We start from the raw sequence: 19,903 nt of genomic DNA, 5'->3' as shown, positions 1-19,903 counted from the left end.
CTCCCCGCCTGCGGTGCATAGGATTGCGGCATGAGCGTGAGACGGTCGGCCGCGGTGGCGCGCACGAGGACAGGACGCAGCAGGACGCCGCAGGGGCCGGGCACGGGGGAGGGGCCGTCCTCCGGCACGGCGGTCCGCGTGGCGAGCACGGTGCTCGCCGCGGGCGCGGGGCTCGCGGCGCTCGTGTCCATCGCCTCCTCGGGCCTCGCGGTGTACTTCGCCCGCAGGATCGTGGTGCCGGAGAACAGTCCGGAGGACCTCGAGATCCTCCACGTCTCCGGATTCGACGACGATCTCACGGTGCAGCTGCCGGCCACGGAGGACACCATGCTGCCCGGCACCTACGGGCTGATGTTCGCCGGCGGGAACGGCCACGCGCGGATCGGCGAGGTGGTCGAGTACGACCCCGCTTCGCGGACCGTGGCCCGGCGCGTCGAATCGGTCACCTCGGGAGACCTCCACCGGGCGCGCTGGGGGAAGTGGACCGGCTCCGTCTTCACCCACCCCGCCCAGACCGGGGTGCCCTACGAGGACGTGGTCCTGCGCTCCGACGTGGGCGATCTCCCTGCCTGGTTCCTCCCCACGCGCGCCGCCGCTCCGGCGGACACCTGGGCGATTCTCGTCCACGGCCGGGGCGCCACCCGCACGGAGACGCTCCGTGCCGCCCGCGTCCTCGACACCCTGGGCGTGCCCGCCCTCGCCATGTCCTACCGCAACGATCCCGAGGTCCGCACGAGTGCCGCCGCGCGGTACGGCCTGGGCGACACGGAGTGGATCGACGTGGACCTCGCCATCGACCACGCGCTCGCGCACGGGGCCCGGCGGGTGGTGCTGTTCGGCTGGTCCATGGGCGGGGCGATCGTCTTCCAGGCCGCCTCGCGCGGGCGCAACCGGGAGCGGATCGCCGGCCTCGTCCTCGACGGTCCGGTGGTGGACTGGTACGACGTGCTGGACAACCAGGCCCGGCTGAACTACCTGCCCACCCCCATCGCACGGCTCACGCTGCAGATGATCTCGCAGCCCTGGGCGCGTCCCTTCACGGGACTGGAGACGCCGCTGGACCTCGACCGGCTGGACTGGGTGACGCGGGCCTCGGAGCTGGACCGGCCCGTGCTCCTCATCCACTCCGACGACGACGAGTTCGTGCCCTCGGGCCCCTCGCACTCGCTGGCGCGGGTCCGGTCGGACCTCGTGACGATGCCGCACTACGACACGGCGGCCCACACCAAGGAGTGGAACGTGGACCCGGAGCGTTGGGAGGACGATGTGGCGAACTACCTCGAGGCCAAGCTCAGGGTGAGGGCGCCAGCCCCCAGCGCTGGATGAGCGTGGAGCCGTCTGTGAGGATGCTCAGCGGCACCGCCTGCTGCAGCTGCTCCGGTCCGGAGTCGTCCAGGACGGAGCGGGGAGCACCGGCGCCGGGCGGGCCGGCGAGCACCGGGGAGACGGTGAGGCAGAGCTCGTCGATGCAGCCGGCGGCCACCCAGCGCCCGAGCGTGCCCGGCCCGCCCTCGTGGAGGATCTCGCGGAGCCCGCGGGTGCGCAGATCGGCGAGGACGGCCGCAGGCGTGGGCTCTCCCGCGTGGAGGACGAGTGCCTCGGCTCCCAGGGTGGTGCGGATCGCGGCGGCGCGGTCGGCGGGCACGTGCGCGGCGGAGGCGTGCACGAGCACGGGGGAGCTGCCGGCCTCCTCGAGGCGGGCGAGGTCGACATCGCCGGACCGTGAGACGAGCACGAGGACGGGGACGTCCTCCTGTCCGCGCGAGCGTCGCCGGTCCAGGTGGTCTGCCTTGGGCGCCAGCCGGGTGTAGCGCTCGGTCCGTGCTGTGGCGCCGCCCACCACCACGGCGTCGGCCAGCCCGCGCAGGACGGAGAAGACGCGCTTGTCCGCGGGCGAGGAGATGGAGCCGGATCTGCCGTCGCCGCCCACCACCTCGCCGTCGAGCGTCGTCACCATGTTCGCGCGCACCCACATGCCGCCGGCGTCCCGCGGCGCACCGGTGAGGTCTGCGTACAGCGCGACGAGACCGGCCTCACCGGTCTCCGGCGGGAACTGCGCGGGGTGTCGCCGCGGTCCGTCCGCGGCCTGCGGCAGGAGCAGCGTGAGCGGCACGGAGGACGGGTGCGGGGAGGGCGGGGGCGTGCTCATTGCGCGAGGAACTCCGCCTCGCCCATCGCGATGTGCGGTCTGCTGTCCTGCTTGAGCTCCCGGATGAGGCGCTTGAGATCGTCTGCGGGCATGGAGACGCAGCCGCTGGTGGGCGAGGTGTGCTCGACGTGGAGCCAGATCTTCCCGCCCTTGTCCCAGCCCTCCGGGCGCGTGTTCTCCGTGGGCGCCACGCCGGTCTTCCGGTTGTAGTCGATGGCGATGACGTAGTCGAAGACGTTCTCGTAGCCCTCCCCGTAGACGGCCTCCGCGCCTCCGCGGAGGCCCGCGTCCTGGTAGTAGGGCAGATCGGAGCCCGGGTCGTCGAGGAAGCCGCCGGCGTCGCTGAGGGAGAAGACGCCCTCGGGAGTGGTCTTGTCGCCCTCCCGGCGGTCCTCCCTCCACCCGTTCTGTCCGTTGATCGTGTCCCACCCCATCGTGCGCACCCAGCCGTCGTCCTCCCGCTCCCAGAGCGAGAGCTGCGAATCCGTGGAGGTCTCGTCCTCGCCGGAGACCACGACGAGCTGGGTGGTCTCCTCGGGCACCCGGGCGTAGGTCTTCTCGCCGAGGCCGGCGGGGCGGGGCAGAGCGGCGTCCTGCGCGTCTGCGTCCTGTGCGTCCGCAGCCGGGCCGTCGGCGTCCTGATCCGCGGCGGGCGTCTCCGAGGCCTCTGCCGGGGAGGGGGTGCGCTGGCTCGGGGCGGCGAAGCCGTCCGGTTCCCGCTGCGCGGGTGCGGCGAAGGCGTCGCCGTCCGCCGCGGCCGCGGGAAGCGCGCTGCGGAGGAGAGGCACCGTGAGCAGGCCCGCGGCGAGTGCCGCAGCGGCCACCCGTGCGGAGACCACTCGTGCAGAGAGGAGGGAAGGACGCATGTGAGCATTCTTCCACTTCTCGCAGGCCCCTGTCAGCCTGTGCTCCTCCCGTGGCCGCTGCGGCGCGGCGGTGCGGACGCCCGGTGTCCCTGGCCGTGACGGGTGCGCCGGGACGCGTCCGCCTCTCAAGCGGGGTCCAGGCTTCGCATCGTAGGATGTCGGCACTATGTCTGTACCTCCTCCTCCGCAGCACCCGCCGCCGCGCCGCGCTCCTCAGCCTCCCGTGGGCGAGGAGGGCGAGTCGCTCACCACCCAGCTGTACGTGGGCGGTGCGAGCGGTGCGGGGACCGCGTCCGGGGCGGCTGCCGAGGGCGAGTCGACGCAGATGCTGTCGATGGAGGAGCTCCGGCAGCTCGCGGCGGAGTCGCACGTGGACGAGATCGACGGTCCGCGGGAGGCCGGTGGGCGCGGGACGGCGAGGAAGGCCGGGGCCGAGGACGAGGCACGGGCGCAGGTGCAGGCCCCGCCCAGCGTGTTCAGCGCGCAGCCGGGCGCATCGGCGCCTCTGCACGCCCCGCAGCACGGCTCTCCGTCCCTGCAGGGGGTGTTCCCCACCGCTGCCGCCCCTGTCGCTCCTGCGCCGCAGGGGAGCTTCCCCCAGTCGCACAGCACCTTTCCCCAGGGCGCCTCGGGCTCTCAGGGGGTTCCGGGCGCGGCGGACCCGTACGGTTCCTCCGGCAGGCAGGCGGGAGTCGCCCCGCACCTCGCGGCGGCCGGCGGTGCCGGTCACGGCGGCGTGGGACAGGGAGGCGCACAGCCGAACGAGGCGCCGCAGGGCGACGGGCGGCAGAAGCGCCGCGGCGGTCTCCCGCCGGTCGCGGTGGTCTTCGTCATCATCGCCGCACTCGTGGTCTTCGGCGTGGGCGGATGGATCACCTACGACGTGCTCACCCGCGGCGGCGACTCCTCGCAGGACGTAGCACCCCCTCCCGCGACGGAGGCCGCGGAGGGGCAGGACGACGAGAGTGCGGACGAGGACGCCCAGGGCGGCGACGACCTCGTCACCGGTGAGGACGAGGAGCCGGCGGAGTCGTTCGTCGTGCCCTCCGGGAACATCGGCTGCACCATCGACTCCGAACGCGCCCGCTGCATCATCAAGTCGTGGGACTTCACCCCGCCCGAGGCGCCGGACTCCTGCGACATGGACAAGTGGGGCTCCGTCGTGGTGGCGAATCGCGACGGCGCGGGATTCTCCTGCACGGAGGCGAACTTCCCGGTGGGTGCGGAGACTCTGGAGTACGGTCAGTCGGTCTCCGCGCACGGCATGTCCTGCCACTCCTCCGAGCAGGGCGTGCGCTGCGAGGCGGACGAGACCGAGGCGGGCTTCCAGATCGCCCGAGCGGGTGCGTCCTTCGACCAGCCCTGAGGCGGCCCGCGCCGGCGTTCCCCGGGCGACCGGGAGCCGGAGAGGGTCCGCGATGCGGACAGGCGGCTTCGTGCCGTGGCCCGGGGCACTATAGTGACGGGCATGTCCCACGGACTGCTCCTCCTTATCTGCCGCGGCGAGGCCTGATCCACGAGGCCGCCCCCTCGCCGCGGAGTTCGCCGTGCCGGTCGCACACTGTTCACGAACCCGGTGCGGGTCACTCATCGACAGGACCCCGCCGCAGAGGCGAACACGAACACAGGAGTGAGAGCAATGGCCAATCTGCAGAAGCCCAGTCCCATGCCGTTCGGCAAGTACAAGTCGTTCTTCGACCGCATCCAGCTGGACATGCGGGACCGCACCTGGCCGGACAACCGGCTCACCAAGGCCCCGCGCTGGCTGTCCACGGATCTGCGCGACGGCAACCAGGCCCTCATCGACCCCATGACGGTCGAGCGCAAGCGCCGGATGTTCGACCTCCTCGTGAAGCTGGGCTTCAAGGAGATCGAGGTGGGCTTCCCGGCGGCGAGCCAGCCGGACTTCGACTTCGTGCGGCAGATCATCGAGGAGGACGCGATCCCGGACGACGTCCGCATCAGCGTCCTCACCCAGGCCCGCGAGGATCTCATCGAGCGCACGGTGGAGAGCCTGCGGGGAGCGGCGAAGCCCACCGTGCACCTCTACAACGCCACTGCCCCCGTCTTCCGCAAAGTGGTCTTCGGCCTCGACGGCGACGGCCGCGACGAGATCCGCGACATCGCGCTGCGAGGCACGCAGGCCGTCATGAAGCATGCGGAGTCGATGCTCGGCGACGCGGAGTTCGGCTACCAGTACTCCCCGGAGATCTTCGTGGACACGGAGCCGGACTTCGCCATCGACGTGGTCAGCGGCGTCCTCGACCTGTGGCAGCCCGGCGCCGGCCGTGAGACGGTCGTGAACCTGCCGGCGACGGTGGAGCGCGGCACCCCCAACACCTACGCGGACCAGATCGAGTGGTTCATCCGGAACATGCCCTACCGCGAGGACGTGGCGGTCTCGCTGCACCCGCACAACGACCGTGGCACCGGCGTGGCGGCGGCCGAGCTGGGCCTCATGGCCGGTGCGGACCGGGTGGAGGGGTGCCTGTTCGGCAACGGCGAGCGGACCGGCAACCTCGACCTCGTGACGGTGGCGCTGAACCTGTACTCGCAGGGCATCGATCCGGAGCTCGACTTCTCCGACATCGACGAGGTCATCCACACCGTGGAGCACTGCAACCAGATCGGCGTGCACGAACGCCACCCCTACGGCGGCGATCTCGTGTTCACCTCGTTCTCCGGTTCGCACCAGGACGCGATCAACAAGGCGTTCGCGCGCCGTGAGAAGGACGCCTTCGAGGCGGGCGTGCCGGTCGACCTGCAGGAGTGGGACATGCCCTACCTGCCGGTGGACCCCAAGGACCTGGGCCGCACCTACGAGGCCGTCATCCGCGTGAACTCGCAGTCCGGCAAAGGCGGCGTGACGTACCTGCTCAAGAGCGAGTACGGGCTGGACACGCCGCGACGCATGCAGGTGGAGTTCTCCAAGGTCGTGCAGGCGCACACGGACGGCGGCGGCGAGGTCACCGCCAAGGAGATCTGGCGCATGTTCTCCGACGAGTACCTGCCGGCCGACGACGCCTCCGCGAAGTGGGGCCGCTTCGAGATCCTCGGCCTGCGCACGGAATCGGCGCACACCGAGGAGGACGAGGGCGGTCGCCACGGTGAGCGCATCGAGGTGGATCTGCGGGTCGACGGCCAGGAGCGGACGTTCGAGGGCAGCGGCAACGGACCCGTCGCCGCGCTGGTGAACATCCTCAACGACCGCTTCGACCTGGACATCCGGCTGCAGGACTACACGGAGCACGCCGTGGGCACGGGCGCGGACACCACCGCCGCGGCGTACGTGGAGCTCGCGGTGGGCGACCGGGTGCTGTGGGGCGCAGGCCTCCACCCCAACATCACCAAGGCGACGCTCAAGGCGATCATCTCCGCGGTGAACCGTGCCGTTCGCTGAGGTCTGAGCCCGGTGGTGGGATAATCACCGGGTGAAGCACTACAGGGATGAGGCGGTCGTCCTCGGCGGGCACAAGCTCGGCGAGGCCGACCGCATCGTCGTCCTCCTCACCCGCGACCACGGGCTGGTGCGCGCCGTGGCGAAGGGGATCAGGCGCACCAAGTCGCGGTTCGGCTCCCGGCTGGAGCCGTTCATGTTCGTCGACGTGCAGGCCCACGTGGGCCGCTCGCTGGACGTCATCACCCAGGTGGAGCTCAAGGAGCCCTTCGCCCGCGGGATCGCGGCGGACTTCGACACGTACTCCGCCGCCTCGGTGATGGCGGAGACGGCGCAGAAGCTCACCGAGGACGAGCCGCGGACCCGGGGGCAGTTCCTCCTGCTGCTGTCCGCGCTGCGGTCCCTGTGCCGCGGCGAGCATCCCCCGCGCCTCAGCCTCGACGCCTATCTGCTGCGGGCGATGTCCCTGGGCGGCTGGGCCCCCAGCCTCACGGACTGCGCGCAGTGCGGGGCGCCGGGTCCGCACCGCGGCTTCTCCCCGGCGATGGGCGGGACCGTCTGTCCGGACTGCCGTGCGCCCGGTACGGCGCTGCACTCCGTGGCGGTGATCGAGCACCTGGCCGCCCTCCTCACGGGGGACTGGTCCCGGGTGGAGGACTCGCCTGTGCATCACGCGGCCGAGGCCTCGCGCCTGGTCGCCTCCTTCGTCCACTGGCATCTGGAGCGCCGCGTGCGCTCCCTCACCGTCCTGGAGCGCATATGAGCTATCCCGCACCCCCGCCGCATCCGAGCGGAGCGCGTGCGCCGCAGATCGAGAAGCGGTTCCTGCCGCGGCACGTGGCCGTCGTGATGGACGGCAACGGCCGCTGGGCCAATGAGCGGGGGCTGCCGCGCACGGAGGGCCACAAGGCGGGGGAGGCCTCGCTCCTCGACGTCATCCACGGGGCGATCGAGGTGGGCGTGGAGTACCTGAGCGCCTACGCCTTCTCGACGGAGAACTGGAAGCGTTCGCCGGCGGAGGTCCGGTTCCTCATGGGGTTCAACCGTGACGTCATCCGTCGTCGCCGCGACGAGCTGCACGCGCTGGGCGTGCGGATCGTGTGGGCGGGGCGGCCCGGCCGGCTCTGGAAGTCCGTCATCCGCGAGCTCGAGGACGCCGCGGAGATGACGAAGCACAACACCGGGCTCGTCCTGCAGTTCTGCGTGAACTACGGAGGTCGCACGGAGCTCGTCGATGCGATGCGGGAGCTCGCGGCCGAGGCCGCCGCCGGCAGGATCTCCCCGGACCACATCACGGAGAAGTCCATCGCCAGGCGCCTGTATGCGCCCGAGGTGCCCGACGTGGACCTGTTCCTGCGCTCCTCCGGCGAGCAGCGCACCTCGAACTTCCTTCTCTGGCAGTCCGCCTACGCGGAGTTCGTCTTCCAGGACGTGCTGTGGCCGGACGTGGACCGGCGCACGCTCTGGGACGCGGTGCTCGAGTACGCGGGCCGCGACCGGCGGTTCGGGGGAGCGGTGGACGCGGTGGGAGCCGGGTCTCAGGAGGAGGGCGCGGGCTGATCGCCGTGCAGGACCGCCATGGCGATCGCCTGCACATTGGAGGCGAAGGTCGTCCGCGCGCTCACCCGCGGCGTCCGGCCGAGGTCGCTGAGGATCGCCGTGGCGATGATGACCCGCATCCGGGCCTCGAGGCGACCGGCGGCGGGATCGGCCTCGCAGACGAGCGCGGTCCATTCGTCGATGTACTCCGACTGCGCGCGCTGTGTGCCGGCGATGAGCTCGTCCCCGATCTCCGGATCGACCACCCAGCGGGTCCATGTCCGGGACAGCCGCAGCTGTCCCTCCACGAGGAGGTGCAGCGCCGACTCCGGCGAGTCGGCCTCGGCCAGCGCCCGGTCGAGGACGAACCAGGCGGCATGCCTGCCGCGGTCCAGCACGCCCCTGAGCAGGTCCGCCTTGCTCTCGAAGTATCCGTAGAGGTTGGGCCCCGTCGTGCCGGCGGCGGCGGCGATGTTCGCCATCGACGTCTCCGAGTAGCCCCGTTCCCCGAACTGCTCCGTGGCCGCGAGCAGGAGGCGTTCCCGGCGAGACTGCGGCAGGCGCCGGGGCGACGTCGGCATCCACGGGCCCGTGGGCACCAGCTGCGTGCGGATGAGGACCGACATCGCCGTGCGGACGCCGGCGACCCGCTCGTCCTCGGGAACCCTGCCGCTTCGTGTCACGAGGCCGGCGAGTGCGGAGTGCAGGGACCAGGCCAGGATCTCCGCCTGCCCGTCGTCGAGCTCCGGGCGGGCGCGGCCGAGCACGGGCAGGAACGAGTGCGTCCACCGGCGCAGCCGCGCACGCATCTCCCGCTGCGACTCCGGGGGGAGGTAGCGGATCTCCCGGAACCACAGGACGCCCAGATAGGGACGCGCGGACACCGCGGCGATCGCCCCGTCGATGAAGGCCTCCGGGGTGGCGTCGCGGATGGGGTCGTCCTGGTAGGCGAAGCCGTCCAGACACACGGCACGGAGCAGATCCGCCTTGTCGGAGAAGTGCCGGTACAGAGCTCCCGCGGTGATGCCGACCCCCGCGGCGATGGTCGCCATGGAGACGTTGGGGAAGCCGTGGTCGACGAACAGCTCCCGGGCGTGCGCGACGATCTGCCGTCTGCGGTCGCGGGGGCGTCTGCGCCCTGCGGTCGGCTCTTCGCGGCCGGTCATACCCGCTCCTTCTCGGGGAGGAATCGACATTCACTTCTGCTTCACTGTAGTCCTTGGGACAGCCTTGGAGAGCCGCAGCGACGTCAGTGTTACCTGAATGGCCGTTGACTTATCCGTCTCACCGCGGTCTACTGGAAAGCGATGGGAGGAGGCACAGAGAGGTGCTTCCCGCCCAGCGGCAGCGGTGGCTCCCTGTGCTCCCGCTCCGCTGCGGACCCGCCACGGAACACGGAGGAGTGCGGAGTGGAAGTGGGGAACGCGATCGCGCTGGTCACCGGCGGAGCCTCCGGGCTGGGGCGGGCAGCAGCGCATCGGCTGGCCGCATCCGGCGCCCGGGTCGTGATCGCGGATCTTCCGGACACACAGGCGCACGTGGAGGCCGAGTTCGGCGGTCGCGTGGAGTTCGCCCCGGCCGACGTGACGGACGAGTCCGCCATCGCCGCGGCCGTCCGCGCCGCGAGCGGGCTCGGTCCCCTCCGCATCCTGGTCGCCTGTGCCGGCATCGCCGATCAGGGCCGTCTCCTCGGCTCGCGGGGCCCGGTGGACCTGCGGAGAGTGCGGCACGTGATGGATGTGAACTTCGTGGGTGCGGTGGGTGCACTCGCCCATGCCGCTGACGCCATGCAGCACAACGAGCCGCTGGACGGAGACCGCGGCGTCGCGGTCCTCGTCTCCTCGGCGGCCGGACTGGACAGCAGCTCCGTGTCCTACGGCGGGTCGAAGGCCGCGGTCGCCGGGATCGCGCTGGCCGCCGCACGCGAACTCGCCGGGCGGGCGATCAGGGTGGCCGCCGTCGCCCCCGGAGTCTTCGACACGGAGATGGTCGCCGGGATGAGCACGGCCGCGGTGGAGAGCCTCGGCCGGCCGGCGCACCCGCCGCGCCGCGGCGCGGCCGAGGAGTTCGCCGGCCTGGTCCAGCACATCATCGAGAACCCGATGATCAACGGTGAGGTGATCCGGCTCGACGCGGCGCTGCGCGCTCCGGCCCGGATCCGGTGAGAGGACGAGGCAGTGTCGGACTCCGGATGCCCGGTGGTGAGGACGCAGGTGCGGGACGCGATCGGTGTCATCACCCTGAACCGCCCCCAGCGCCTCAACGCCGTGACGCACGAGGTGATCATCCGGCTTCGCGAGGCATTCCGGGACCTCGGCGTCCGGGACGGCGTCCGGGCGATCGTCCTGCGCGGCGAGGGCCGGGCCTTCTGCGCGGGTCTCGACCTGGAGGCCGGCATCGGCGATCCAGCGGTCGCGGACCCGGCTCTCGCGATGGAGCAGGGGATGCGGACAGGCGCGGATCTCATCCGGACGATGCGCGCCGTCCCGCAGCCGGTCATCGCGGTCGTCCAGGGGCACGCGGTCGGCGCGGGCTTCGCGCTCGCAGCGGCCTCGGACGTGCGGTTCATCGGCCCTGCGGCGGTGTTCTCCGCCCCGTTCCTCCGGCTCGGGATGAGTGTCGGGGATCTGGGCCTGTCATGGTTCCTCCCGCGGCTCATCGGTCAGGGCCGCGCCTCCGAGCTGTTCCTCTCCGCCGGAGAGCTCACGGCCGGAGACGCGGTGGAGTACGGCCTGGCGATCCGGATCTGTGAGGATCCTCTGGATGCGGCCACGGAGTATGCCCGCGACCTGGCCGCGTTCCCGGTCTACGGCGTCCGGGCGAGCAAGGCGCTGATGGACGCGAGCGGCTCCGCCGGCCTCCACGAACACCTCGACTCCGAGGCCCGGGCGCAGGTCGTCGGAGGGCTGAGCCTGCCGGCGCGGGAGGCCATGGCGGCCCTGCTCGCAGAGACGAAGAAGGACTGACGGAGGAGAAGGCATGAGCACGAGTGCCCGGTACATCCGGACGGAGAGGCCGCGGCCGGGGATCGCCCGCGTGGTCCTCGCCCGCGCGCAGACCCGCAATGCGCAGAGCCCCGAGCTGCTCAAGGAGCTCGACGCGGCATTCATGGACGCCGTGCGCGATGCGGAGGTCAGCGTCATCGTGCTCGCGGCGGACGGACCGGACTTCTCCTCCGGCCACGACCTCAGAGCGCCCATGGAACTCGACGGGGAGCCTATCGCCACGATGCACGCGCGCTCGGATCAGGGCGGCATCGACGGCCACTTCGCCTTCGAGTGCGAGGCCTTCCTGGGACTGAGCCTGCGCTGGCGGGACATACCCAAGCCGACGATCGCGCAGGTCCAGGGCCGCGTCATCGCCGGCGGGCTCATGGTGGCGTGGCCGATGGACCTCATCGTCGCCTCGGAAGACGCAAGCTTCTCCGATCCGGTCGCCGCTTTCGGCGTCAACGGCGTCGAGTACTTCGCGCACGTCTTCGAGGTCGGTGTCCGCAAGGCCCGCGAGATGCTCTACACCGGCATGGCCGTGTCCGCGCACGAGGCCAGGGAACTCGGCATGGTCAACCATGTGGTGCCGCCGGACGAACTCGAGTCCTTCACCCTCGACCTGGCCGCACGCATCGCCGCCCGGCCGCAGTTCGGCCTGCGCCTGTCCAAGATGAGCATCAACCAGCAGCTGGACGCGATGGGCCAGCGGCAGTCGTTCGAGGCGGCTCTGTCGCTGCACAACCTGGGCCATGCGCAGAACATGCTCGCGCACGGCACCGTGGTCCATCCGGAGGGCGCCGCCGTCATCCGGGAAGAGGCGAAGCACCACACCGCCGAGAGGGAGTAGGAGATCCACCATGCAGATCACACAGTCACTGCACCGCGCTGTGCAGGCCGTGCCCCATGAGGTGTGCACGGTGTTCGGCGAGAGGAAGCGCACGTTCGCCGAGGTCGCCGATCGGGTGGCTCGATTCGCCGGCGCCCTGCAACGGCTGGGTGTGGGCGACGGGGAACGCGTCGGCATCTATGCGCTCAACAGCGACCGGTACCACGAGTTCCTCCTGGCGGTCCCCTGGGCTGGAGGGGTGGTTAACCCCGTCAACGTGCGCTGGAGCCCCGCGGAGGTCGCCTACTCCCTGGTCGACTGCCAGACCGAGATCCTGCTGGTCGACGATGCCTTCATAGGCACGATCGCGGAGGTGCGGGAGAAGGCTCCCGCTCTCCGCACCGTCATCCACATGGGCGAGCACGCGGCTCCGGACGGCGTTCTCGACTACGAGGAGCTGATCAGCGGGACGGAGCCGGTCGAGGACGTCCGCCGCCGCGACCGGGACCTCTACGGGATCTACTACACGGGAGGGACCACCGGAGCGCCGAAGGGCGTCATGCTCGACCACCGGGCGATGCTGACCTCGGCGATGGGATCCTCGATCAGTGCAGGAACCGTGGCCCTGCGCGGGGTCCTGCTGCACGCCGCTCCGATGTTCCACCTCGCGGACGGCGCAGCGGGCAACCAGGCGAATCTGACCCTGAGCACCCACGTGATGGTGCCGAGCTTCACGCCGGCCGGAGTGATCGAGGCGATCCAGGAGCACGGGGTCACCAACCTGTTCCTCGTGCCGACGATGATCCAGATGCTCCTGGACGCACCGGAATCAGCGAGTGCGGACTTCTCCACCGTCGAACAGGTGCTCTACGGCGCCTCGCCCATGTCGGAGACGCTGCTGCGGCGCGCGCAGGACGTGTTCGCCAACGCGGGCTTCATCCAGGCCTACGGGATGACCGAACTCGCCCCGGTCGCCACCGTGATGAGTCCGGCCGACCACGGCAGGCCGGAACTCGCCCGGTCCTGCGGACGCGCCGCCGCGCACTCCGAGGTCCGGGTGGTGGATCCCGACGACACCGAGCTGCCGCCGGGAGACGTGGGCGAGATCGTGGCCCGGGGCGATCACGTCATGCAGGGGTACTGGAACAAGCCGGAGGAGACTGAGGCGGCGCTGCGGGGCGGCTGGATGCACACCGGGGACATGGGCTACATGAATGAGGACGGCTACTTCTTCGTCGTCGACCGCCTCAAGGACATGATCATCACCGGCGGCGAGAACGTCTACTCCGTCGAGGTCGAGAACGTCCTGGCGAAGATCCCGCAGGTCGAGTCCGTCGCGGTGGTCGGTGCGCCGGACGAGGAATGGGGCGAGCGCGTGCACGCCTTCGTCATCCTGCGCGAGGGGGAGACGCTCACGCTGGAGGAGGTCCAGGCCTTCTGCAAGGAGCACATCGCCAACTACAAGATCCCGCGCTCCATGGAAATCGTGCCCGTGTTCCCCCTGTCCGGCGCGGGGAAGATCCTCAAACGCGATCTGCGCAAGGAGCTGTGGGACGACGCAGGACGATCGGTCAACTGAGGCCCACCGGCACCGTTCGCGGTGCCGCCGCTCAAGTGCGAACAGACGCAGGAAGAGGTGCGAGGATGAACAAGGCAACCGGAACGCTCACGGTGGGCAACCTCCTCACGGTCGCGGCCCGCCGCTTCCACGGGAGGACGATGCTCCGCTGCGTGACGACGGGACGGAGCTTCACCTTCGGAGAGGCGAACACCCGGGTCAATCGTCTGGCGAACGGTCTGTCCTCCCTCGGTGTGCGCAAGGGGGACTGCGTCGCCTTCCTGTGCAACAACCGCGCGGAACTGGTCGAGACGTACTTTGCCCTGGCGAAGCTCGGAGCCGTCGGCATGCCGATCAACTACCGGCTGAGCACATCGGAGATCGCCGACCTCCTGCAGCTCAGCGAGGCCGGGACCCTCATCTTCGCGCCGCGCTTCGCAGCTGCGGTCGAGGGCCTGCACACGGGTGCCGACGGCAGCGACGGCCATGAGCGCTCCGGACTGCGCTGCATCGCGATCGGTGAGGAGGTCCCGGGCTTCGCTCAGGGATACGAGGAGCTGCTGGAGGGATCGTCCCCCGAGGAGCCGGGCACCGTCGTCACGGAGGAAGACCCGCAGTACTTCAACCTCACCTCGGGCACCACGGGGTCTCCCAAGACCTACCTTCTCAACCACTACAACAACGCTCTGGCGGGAACACTCATGGCCGGCCAGTTCGATCTCACCGGCACCGACGTCGTCCTCACCGTCTTCCCGATGTTCGGCCGGGTGGGGTTCGGCTGGACGCTGGCGGCCGTGTACAGCGGGCTGCCGAACGTCATCATGGACTTCGAGCCGCGAGCTGTGGCGGCGGCGATCCAGGACGAGAAGTGCACGATCGTCAATCTGGTGCCCACCATGGCGCAGATGCTCATGGGGCTGGACGACATCGAGGCCCGCGACCTGAGCTCCCTGCGCGGGATCGTCTACGCCGGCGCGCCTCTGCCCACGCCCGTCCATGAGGCCACCGTCCGGCAGCTGTGTCCGCACGTCTACGAGTACTACGGCATGCAGGAGACGGGCGTCGTCGTCGACATCAAGCCGGAGGAGAAGCGGACGCACCCGACCTCGGTCGGACGGGTCTCTCCCTTCTGCGAGGTCCGCGCGGTCGATCCGGAGGGCAACGACGTCCCTGCAGGGGAGAACGGTGCGATCATCGTGCAGGCGCCGACCTCGACCACGGGGTACTACCGGAACCCGGAGAAGTCCCGCGAGACCTTCCGCGACGGGTGGATCCACACCGGCGACATCGGTCGCTTCGACGAGGACGGCTTCCTCTACATCACCGGCCGGGCCAAGGACGTCATCGTCACCGGCGGGCAGAACGTGTTCGCGACCGAGGTCGAGGACCTGCTGCTCCGCCACCCCGGTGTGGCGGACTGCTCGGTGATCGGACTGGCCGACGAGTTCTGGGGTGAGAGGGTCACGGCCGTGGTGGTGGCCGCACCGGAAGCCGAGGTGACCGAGGAGGCTCTCATCGAGTACTGCAGGCAGTCCCTGGCCGGGTTCAAGACGCCCAAAGCGGTGCTGTTCCGCACGGATCCCATCCCGCGGACTCCGACGGGGAAGGTCACCAAATACTCGCTGCTGGAGGAGTACGCGCCGTCGTGACCGGCGGCCTGTGCGGGCGGCAGCCTGCGCTCAGTTGAGGTTCCAGAGCAGCCAGCCGAACGCGCCGGTGAGCAGGATGCTCGGAAGCAGCAGAAGCACGTGCAGACGCCGGTGCATGTTCGCCACGGCGACGAATTCGCGGAGGAAGGCGCTGGGGACGAAGTACCGCGCGGTCCTCGCGCCGACCGCGTCCGCATCGATGCCCACCGCGCGTGAGAGCAGCGCCGTCCGCGGCACGTGATAGCCGTTCGTGACGACGAGCAGGTGTCCGCCGGCGGGCCCCTGCCGGCCGCCGGCATCCTGGCCGTCCGCGTTCCGCTCGTCGACCAGCCTGCGGGAGAAGAGGAGGTTCTCCTCCGTGGTGCGGGCGCGGTCCTCGGCGAGGACCGCGCCCGCGGGCACTCCGCTGTCCCTGAGGTACTCCGCCATCGCCTCGCCCTCCGGGCGGGGCTCGTCCTGGCCCTGGCCGCCGGAGGGCACCAGGTAGAGAGGTGCTGCGCCTGCGGCGAGCTGCTGCTCGAACTCGAAGCGGCCCCGGTCCAGGCGGGCGCGGAGCAGCGGAGGCACCTCGCCGCGGATGAGCCGGGATCCGAGGACCACGACGGCATCCGGTTCCGGACGTGGCCGGCGGCGGGCGTACAGGCGGGCGAAGGTCAGGAACACGAGGAACGCCGTACCCAGATGCGCGCAGACGAGGAACAGCAGCATCGCTCCGGCGATGCCCAGAGGGCTCAGGGTGAGCGCCAGCGGGATCGCGACGGCCGGGGCGGCGAGGAGGCCGATGCCTGCCAGGAGCGACAGGGAGTTGCCGAGGCTGCGGCCCTCGCGCCGGAACATCCGCATGCCGTTGCGGATGAGGACGCCGCTGAGCACGAGGACGGAGAGCGGGAAGAGGAACAGCACCCCCAGCACCAGGAAGCCCGCCGCGCCGGGGAGCAGGAGTGCGATGAGCTCCAGGGCCGCGGAGACCGCGAAGTAGCAGGTGAGGAGGAAGACCGCCGCATTCCGGAGACGGCGCGGCTCCTCTGCCCACATTCGCCGGAACAGGAACCCGAGGCACACGGCGCAGAGGAGGCTGAACATGGAGGGGAGTCTATCGAGGGCGGAAGCGGGAGGGTGCACGCACACTAATTTCATGAACTAGTGAAAATAGGAATGCTCACTGTCATGACTGCTGTCGTGCGTGCCCGAGGACTGGAGAAGAGATTCGGCTCGTTCCGAGCCCTTGACGGCCTCGACCTCGAAGTCGAGGCCGGCGAGGTGCACGGGTTCCTCGGGCCCAACGGCGCGGGGAAGTCGACGACCATCCGGGTGCTGCTCGGCCTCTATCGGTCCAGCGGCGGAGAGGTGCAGCTGTTCGGCCGGCGTCCGTGGGTGCGCCCGGCGGAGCTGCATCGGCGTCTGGCCTACGTTCCCGGTGACGTGACTCTGTGGCCGTCCCTGACCGGAGGAGAGGCCATCGACCTTCTGATCCGGCTGCGGGGCGGCAGTGCGGTCCACTCGGATCGGGAACGGCTGATCGAGGCATTCGACTTCGACCCGACCGCCCGCATCCGCACCCTCTCGAAGGGCAACCGGCAGAAGGTCGCGCTAATCGCGGCGTTCGCGCTGCCGGTGGAGCTGTACATCTTCGACGAGCCGACCTCGGGCCTGGATCCGCTCATGGCTCGCCGCTTCCAGGCCGAGGTCGCCCGGGTCGCGGCTCGGGGATCCTCGGTCCTGCTGTCCAGCCACATCCTCGCGGAGGTCGAGGAGGTGGCCGACCGGCTCTCACTCATTCGCAGGGGCCGGCGGGTGGAGACGGGCACCCTTGCCGAGCTGAGGCACCTCACCCGAGCGGAGTACGAGGTCCCGGCGGTCCTGGACCAGGCCGTGTGCGAACGCCTCCGGGGTGTGGTCCACGAGTTCGCGGAGTCGGAAGGGCGCACGCGCTTCACGGTCGAGGCCGCTGACACGGCCACGGTGCTCGCGCTGCTGGCCGAGGCGCGGATCACCGGGCTGACGGTGCGGCCGCCGTCGCTCGAGGAGCTGTTCCTGCGCCACTACCGCGACGACCGGCAGGGTGCGGCATGACCGGGGTGTTCCTGCTGACGCAGGTCGCGCTGCGCCGGGATCGCGGCCGGCTGTTCGCGTGGTCCGTCGGCATGCTGGCATTCGCGACTGTCTGCGCGATGCACGTGACGAGCGGATTCGGTGAGGAGGCTGTGCGCGCGGCCTCGCTGCGCGCCGCGATCGACAGTCCCGCTCTGCTCGTGGGGCGCGGGCTGCAGATGGGGGCTTCGCACGGAGCGTTCCTCTTCTACACCCACGGGGTGCTTCTCGCGAACGTCTTCGCGCTGTTCGCCGTGTTCTTCACGATCCGCCACGGCCGTGCCGAGGAGGACGACGGCAGCCGGGAGCTCATGCGAGCTGCGGCCACCGGGAAGACCGCGAGCCTCGCCGCCGCTCTCGCCGCCGGGACGGCCGGGCTCCTGCTGCTCGCCCTTGCGATGATCGCAGGACTGCTCATCGGCGGTGCTCAGCCGGGAGGGGCGTTCCGGGCAGGGCTGGTCTGCGCGCTCGTCGGCGCGGTGTTCCTGCCTCTCGGCGCCCTGTCGGGTCAGATCGCCCCCACCTCCCGCGCGGCCGCCGGCCTGTCCTTCGCCGTGGTCATCGGGTTCTTCGCCGTGCGAGTGGCCGCCGACCTCCTGGCCGACGTCGATCCGGCAACGCTCGTGGGCTCCCCGGTGCCGCTCGCGTGGTTCTCGCCGTTCAGCCTCGCCGGGATCGCCGATCCGTTCGGCTCGCTCGATCTCCGGGCGCTGCTCGTCCTCGTCGCTGCGACGGTGCTCGGTCTCGCCGCCGCCTTCGTCTGCGAACGGCGACGCGAGTTCGGGGAGTCGGCGCTGCGCGCCCGGCCGGGGCCGCCACATGCACCGGCCTCGCTGCGTACGCCCCTGCAGGTGCAGCTCCGTCTGCAGCGAGGCACTCTCGTGGCGATGGCGCTCGCCGGTGCCGTCGTCGGAGCGTTTGCCGCGGTCATGGCGGGCATGGCCCTCGGAAGCGAGCAGGACCAGTCTCTCGATGCCGCCATCCGGGACGTCGTCGGCGGTAACGGCTCGCTCTATGATCTGCTGCTGGGCTACGTCATGGTGCTCGTCGGCGAATGCGCGGCTGTCGCCGGTGCCCTGACCGTGCTGCATGCGCGGCGTGAGGAGAGGGCAGGGAACGGCGAGCTCGTGCGCGCCGCTGCGAGCGGTCCGGGACGGTGGCTCGCCTCCGTGCTCGGAGCCGGTCTCGTCTCGGTGCTCACGGTCCTCGCGGCGGCGGCGCTCGGGGCGATGCTCGTCCATCTGCTCCGGGGTGCTGATGCCGGCCTGGTCCTGGGGCTGTCTGCGGCAGCGGCGGCCCAGGCTCCCGCCGCGCTTCTGCACCTGGGCCTCATCGGACTCGTGTTCGCTGTGCGGCCCCGTCTCACAGCGGGCGTCGCCTGGTCCGTCCTCGTCCTCGGCGTGGTCATCGCCGAACTCGGCGGCAGGCTGGGGCTGCCCGAGTGGATTCTCGTCCTCTCGCCGTTCCTCCACAGCCCGCTCGTGACGATGCCCGATACTCAGTGGGCAGGCGCGATCTGGATGACTGCCGTCTCCCTGGTCCTCGCCTTCCTCGCCGTCGCCGCCTACAGGAGAAGGGACCTCACCCCATGACCTCTGACCCGAGGAAGTCCGACTCGACGAGGCCGATTCCCCGCGCGGAGCCTGACGAGGAGACTCGCCGATACGCCGACGGACTCGCCGGACTGCTGGAAGCGGCCGGTTTCCCGAGGATGCCGGCTCGTGTGCTCATGGCGCTGCTCACGAGCCCGCACGACGGACTCACCGCCGAGCAGCTGAGCGACGTTCTCGATGCCAGCCGGGCTGCGATCTCCGGGGCGGTGCGCTATCTCGAATCCGTGCGGGTGCTCCGGGCCGATTCGCTCCCGAAGACCCGCAAGCGGGTCTACCGGGTCGTCTCCGGGTGGTACACGGCCACGCTCAGCCGCCGCTCGCTCTACCGTGAGCTCGCCGAGCGAGCGGCACAGCGTCCGCCCGCACTCGCAGAAGGCACTGCGGCAGGGGAGCGAGTGCGGGAGATGGCCGACTTCTACGCCTTCCTGGATCGCCGCTTCCCGGAGCTGCTCGAGGAATGGGAGTCCCGGCGCTGATCTGCGCGTCGCACTCATGCAGCTCGTCCTCGTGGCGGGCACCTCGTGTGCGGGACTTTCGTCCCGCTCTCGCTCCGGGCCATCCGCTCGATCAAGCTGCGCTGAGGCGCCGCGGGAGGTGGTCGCGGCATGCACGGCCGGCGGCACGGATGCGGCCCTCCTCCTTTCGCGAAGCCCGCGCAGGACACGTATCATCGGGGGAGAGCGCAGACGGCCTTCGCGTGAGCAGAGATGTGCGCGCCGGGCCGCTTGCACCGCACCCGCCCCCCATCCTCACCGGAAGGCAGCCATGGACCACCTCATCTACCTCGCCACCGTGCATCCCGCTCTCATCATCTCCCTCGTCGTGATCGTGGGGCTCGGCCTCATCTTCGGGCTCGGGGCCGTCTTCAACATGGGTTCGCCGGACCGCCATCCCAGCCGCACCCCCGAGGTGATCGCCCGCGAGGACCAGGAGCGCGCCGAGAACACCGCAGCAGTGCTGGGCCACGTGCGCAGCGGCATCGAGGAGCGCGCACAGGCACGCCGGACCGGGCAGCAGTCCGAGGCGAAGTCGATCCACTGAGCATCCGGGCGGTGCGGCTCGCAGCCGCGTCCGCCTGCGCAGGCGCACTGCACACACGCGCAGAACTCCTCCCCGCCGTTGCATTCGGCGGGGAGGAGTTCTGCGCGTGGTGCGCCGGCCGTTCCGGCGGCTGCCGCCCCGGTTCGTGGGTCTCCGGTCGCGGGTTCACCCTCTCTCAGAGGCG

The 19,903-nt window shown here is 70.8% G+C and carries 18 protein-coding genes; 14 read left to right on the top strand and 4 right to left on the bottom strand.

The annotated features are described in order from the left end of the window. The first annotated feature begins 30 nt into the window (after nt 1-30). The gene (locus ABD240_RS16180) at nt 31-1,326 is read left to right on the top strand and encodes an alpha/beta hydrolase (protein ID WP_344338541.1); all 1,296 of its coding nucleotides are present in this window, start codon (nt 31-33) and stop codon (nt 1,324-1,326) included. Here the strand turns inward: ABD240_RS16180 and ABD240_RS16175 are convergent. Continuing rightward, complete coding sequence (locus ABD240_RS16175) at nt 1,292-2,149, bottom strand: dihydrofolate reductase family protein (RefSeq protein WP_344338539.1); 858 nt, start codon at nt 2,147-2,149, stop codon at nt 1,292-1,294. The two genes, ABD240_RS16180 and ABD240_RS16175, sit on opposite strands and share 35 nt — an antisense overlap. Further along, nucleotides 2,146-3,015 (bottom strand): L,D-transpeptidase family protein, encoded by an 870-nt coding sequence (locus ABD240_RS16170; protein ID WP_344338537.1) that lies wholly within the window; start codon nt 3,013-3,015, stop codon nt 2,146-2,148. The genes ABD240_RS16175 and ABD240_RS16170 overlap by 4 nt, the downstream gene beginning before the upstream one ends. Nucleotides 3,016-3,181: 166 nt before the next feature. Here ABD240_RS16170 and ABD240_RS16165 point away from each other — a divergent pair, with 166 nt between their 5' ends. The 4 genes from ABD240_RS16165 to ABD240_RS16150 all read left to right on the top strand — a co-directional run bounded on the left by ABD240_RS16165 (nt 3,182) and on the right by ABD240_RS16150 (nt 7,972). Further along, the gene (locus ABD240_RS16165; RefSeq protein ID WP_344338535.1) at nt 3,182-4,381 is read left to right on the top strand and encodes a hypothetical protein; all 1,200 of its coding nucleotides are present in this window, start codon (nt 3,182-3,184) and stop codon (nt 4,379-4,381) included. A gap of 273 nt (nt 4,382-4,654) precedes the next feature. Beyond that, complete coding sequence (leuA, locus tag ABD240_RS16160) at nt 4,655-6,415, top strand: 2-isopropylmalate synthase (RefSeq protein WP_291797747.1); 1,761 nt, start codon at nt 4,655-4,657, stop codon at nt 6,413-6,415. A gap of 31 nt (nt 6,416-6,446) precedes the next feature. Beyond that, nucleotides 6,447-7,175 carry a DNA repair protein RecO gene (gene recO / locus ABD240_RS16155; protein WP_291797750.1) on the top strand — a complete coding sequence of 243 codons (729 nt, stop codon included), beginning with the start codon at nt 6,447-6,449 and terminating at the stop codon, nt 7,173-7,175. Continuing rightward, a complete protein-coding gene (locus ABD240_RS16150) occupies nt 7,172-7,972 on the top strand; it encodes an isoprenyl transferase (protein WP_291797752.1) in 801 nt (266 codons plus the stop codon). The genes recO and ABD240_RS16150 overlap by 4 nt, the downstream gene beginning before the upstream one ends. Here ABD240_RS16150 and ABD240_RS16145 read toward each other — a convergent pair. Beyond that, entirely contained in the window at nt 7,951-9,117 is a 1,167-nt protein-coding gene (locus ABD240_RS16145) for a TetR/AcrR family transcriptional regulator (RefSeq protein ID WP_344338530.1), read from the bottom strand. The genes ABD240_RS16150 and ABD240_RS16145 overlap by 22 nt on opposite strands. A gap of 243 nt (nt 9,118-9,360) precedes the next feature. Between ABD240_RS16145 and ABD240_RS16140 the strand changes: the two genes are divergently transcribed. The 5 genes from ABD240_RS16140 (at nt 9,361) to ABD240_RS16120 (ending at nt 14,974) form a co-directional block, all read left to right on the top strand. Next, a complete protein-coding gene (locus tag ABD240_RS16140) occupies nt 9,361-10,116 on the top strand; it encodes an SDR family NAD(P)-dependent oxidoreductase (RefSeq protein ID WP_344338528.1) in 756 nt (251 codons plus the stop codon). Nucleotides 10,117-10,128: 12 nt separating this feature from the next. Further along, nucleotides 10,129-10,917, top strand: coding sequence for an enoyl-CoA hydratase/isomerase family protein (locus ABD240_RS16135; protein WP_344338526.1), 789 nt, complete (start codon nt 10,129-10,131; stop codon nt 10,915-10,917). Between the two features lie 13 nt (nt 10,918-10,930). Further along, the gene (locus ABD240_RS16130) at nt 10,931-11,788 is read left to right on the top strand and encodes an enoyl-CoA hydratase (RefSeq protein ID WP_344338524.1); all 858 of its coding nucleotides are present in this window, start codon (nt 10,931-10,933) and stop codon (nt 11,786-11,788) included. A gap of 10 nt (nt 11,789-11,798) precedes the next feature. Next, complete coding sequence (locus ABD240_RS16125) at nt 11,799-13,346, top strand: long-chain-fatty-acid--CoA ligase (protein ID WP_344338521.1); 1,548 nt, start codon at nt 11,799-11,801, stop codon at nt 13,344-13,346. Nucleotides 13,347-13,411: 65 nt separating this feature from the next. Next, a complete protein-coding gene (locus ABD240_RS16120; protein WP_344338519.1) occupies nt 13,412-14,974 on the top strand; it encodes a class I adenylate-forming enzyme family protein in 1,563 nt (520 codons plus the stop codon). A 30-nt stretch (nt 14,975-15,004) separates the two neighbouring features. Here the strand turns inward: ABD240_RS16120 and ABD240_RS16115 are convergent, their stop codons facing one another. Next, nucleotides 15,005-16,057 (bottom strand): YdcF family protein, encoded by a 1,053-nt coding sequence (locus tag ABD240_RS16115; RefSeq protein ID WP_344338517.1) that lies wholly within the window; start codon nt 16,055-16,057, stop codon nt 15,005-15,007. Nucleotides 16,058-16,141: 84 nt separating this feature from the next. On the opposite strand from ABD240_RS16115, the gene ABD240_RS16110 reads away from it, so the two are divergent. The 4 genes from ABD240_RS16110 to ABD240_RS16095 all read left to right on the top strand — a co-directional run bounded on the left by ABD240_RS16110 (nt 16,142) and on the right by ABD240_RS16095 (nt 19,719). Next, a complete protein-coding gene (locus ABD240_RS16110; protein ID WP_291797778.1) occupies nt 16,142-17,047 on the top strand; it encodes an ABC transporter ATP-binding protein in 906 nt (301 codons plus the stop codon). Next, on the top strand, nt 17,044-18,657 hold the full coding sequence (locus tag ABD240_RS16105; RefSeq protein WP_344338515.1) for a hypothetical protein: 1,614 nt from the start codon (nt 17,044-17,046) through the stop codon (nt 18,655-18,657). Before ABD240_RS16110 ends, ABD240_RS16105 begins: the two co-directional genes overlap by 4 nt. Continuing rightward, a complete protein-coding gene (locus tag ABD240_RS16100; protein ID WP_291797783.1) occupies nt 18,654-19,154 on the top strand; it encodes a GbsR/MarR family transcriptional regulator in 501 nt (166 codons plus the stop codon). The genes ABD240_RS16105 and ABD240_RS16100 overlap by 4 nt, the downstream gene beginning before the upstream one ends. Before the next feature lie 289 nt (nt 19,155-19,443). Further along, nucleotides 19,444-19,719, top strand: coding sequence for a hypothetical protein (locus ABD240_RS16095; RefSeq protein ID WP_291797786.1), 276 nt, complete (start codon nt 19,444-19,446; stop codon nt 19,717-19,719). The last annotated feature ends 184 nt before the right edge of the window (nt 19,720-19,903 follow it).

Origin of the sequence: Brevibacterium salitolerans, from assembly GCF_039531405.1 — a bacterium.
Lineage (GTDB): Bacteria > Actinomycetota > Actinomycetes > Actinomycetales > Brevibacteriaceae > Brevibacterium > Brevibacterium salitolerans.
Note: the sequence above shows the minus strand (reverse complement) of the source record. Positions and strands in the feature narration are given on the sequence as shown.

Coding starts and splice junctions, on each gene's coding strand:
- ABD240_RS16180 (WP_344338541.1), top strand. CDS start 31: ATGAGCGTGAGACGGTCGGCCGCGGTGGCGCGCACGAGGACAGGACGC.
- ABD240_RS16175 (WP_344338539.1), bottom strand. CDS start 2,149: ATGAGCACGCCCCCGCCCTCCCCGCACCCGTCCTCCGTGCCGCTCACG.
- ABD240_RS16170 (WP_344338537.1), bottom strand. CDS start 3,015: ATGCGTCCTTCCCTCCTCTCTGCACGAGTGGTCTCCGCACGGGTGGCC.
- ABD240_RS16165 (WP_344338535.1), top strand. CDS start 3,182: ATGTCTGTACCTCCTCCTCCGCAGCACCCGCCGCCGCGCCGCGCTCCT.
- leuA (WP_291797747.1), top strand. CDS start 4,655: ATGGCCAATCTGCAGAAGCCCAGTCCCATGCCGTTCGGCAAGTACAAG.
- ABD240_RS16150 (WP_291797752.1), top strand. CDS start 7,172: ATGAGCTATCCCGCACCCCCGCCGCATCCGAGCGGAGCGCGTGCGCCG.
- ABD240_RS16145 (WP_344338530.1), bottom strand. CDS start 9,117: ATGACCGGCCGCGAAGAGCCGACCGCAGGGCGCAGACGCCCCCGCGAC.
- ABD240_RS16130 (WP_344338524.1), top strand. CDS start 10,931: ATGAGCACGAGTGCCCGGTACATCCGGACGGAGAGGCCGCGGCCGGGG.
- ABD240_RS16125 (WP_344338521.1), top strand. CDS start 11,799: ATGCAGATCACACAGTCACTGCACCGCGCTGTGCAGGCCGTGCCCCAT.
- ABD240_RS16120 (WP_344338519.1), top strand. CDS start 13,412: ATGAACAAGGCAACCGGAACGCTCACGGTGGGCAACCTCCTCACGGTC.
- ABD240_RS16115 (WP_344338517.1), bottom strand. CDS start 16,057: ATGTTCAGCCTCCTCTGCGCCGTGTGCCTCGGGTTCCTGTTCCGGCGA.
- ABD240_RS16110 (WP_291797778.1), top strand. CDS start 16,142: ATGACTGCTGTCGTGCGTGCCCGAGGACTGGAGAAGAGATTCGGCTCG.
- ABD240_RS16105 (WP_344338515.1), top strand. CDS start 17,044: ATGACCGGGGTGTTCCTGCTGACGCAGGTCGCGCTGCGCCGGGATCGC.
- ABD240_RS16100 (WP_291797783.1), top strand. CDS start 18,654: ATGACCTCTGACCCGAGGAAGTCCGACTCGACGAGGCCGATTCCCCGC.
- ABD240_RS16095 (WP_291797786.1), top strand. CDS start 19,444: ATGGACCACCTCATCTACCTCGCCACCGTGCATCCCGCTCTCATCATC.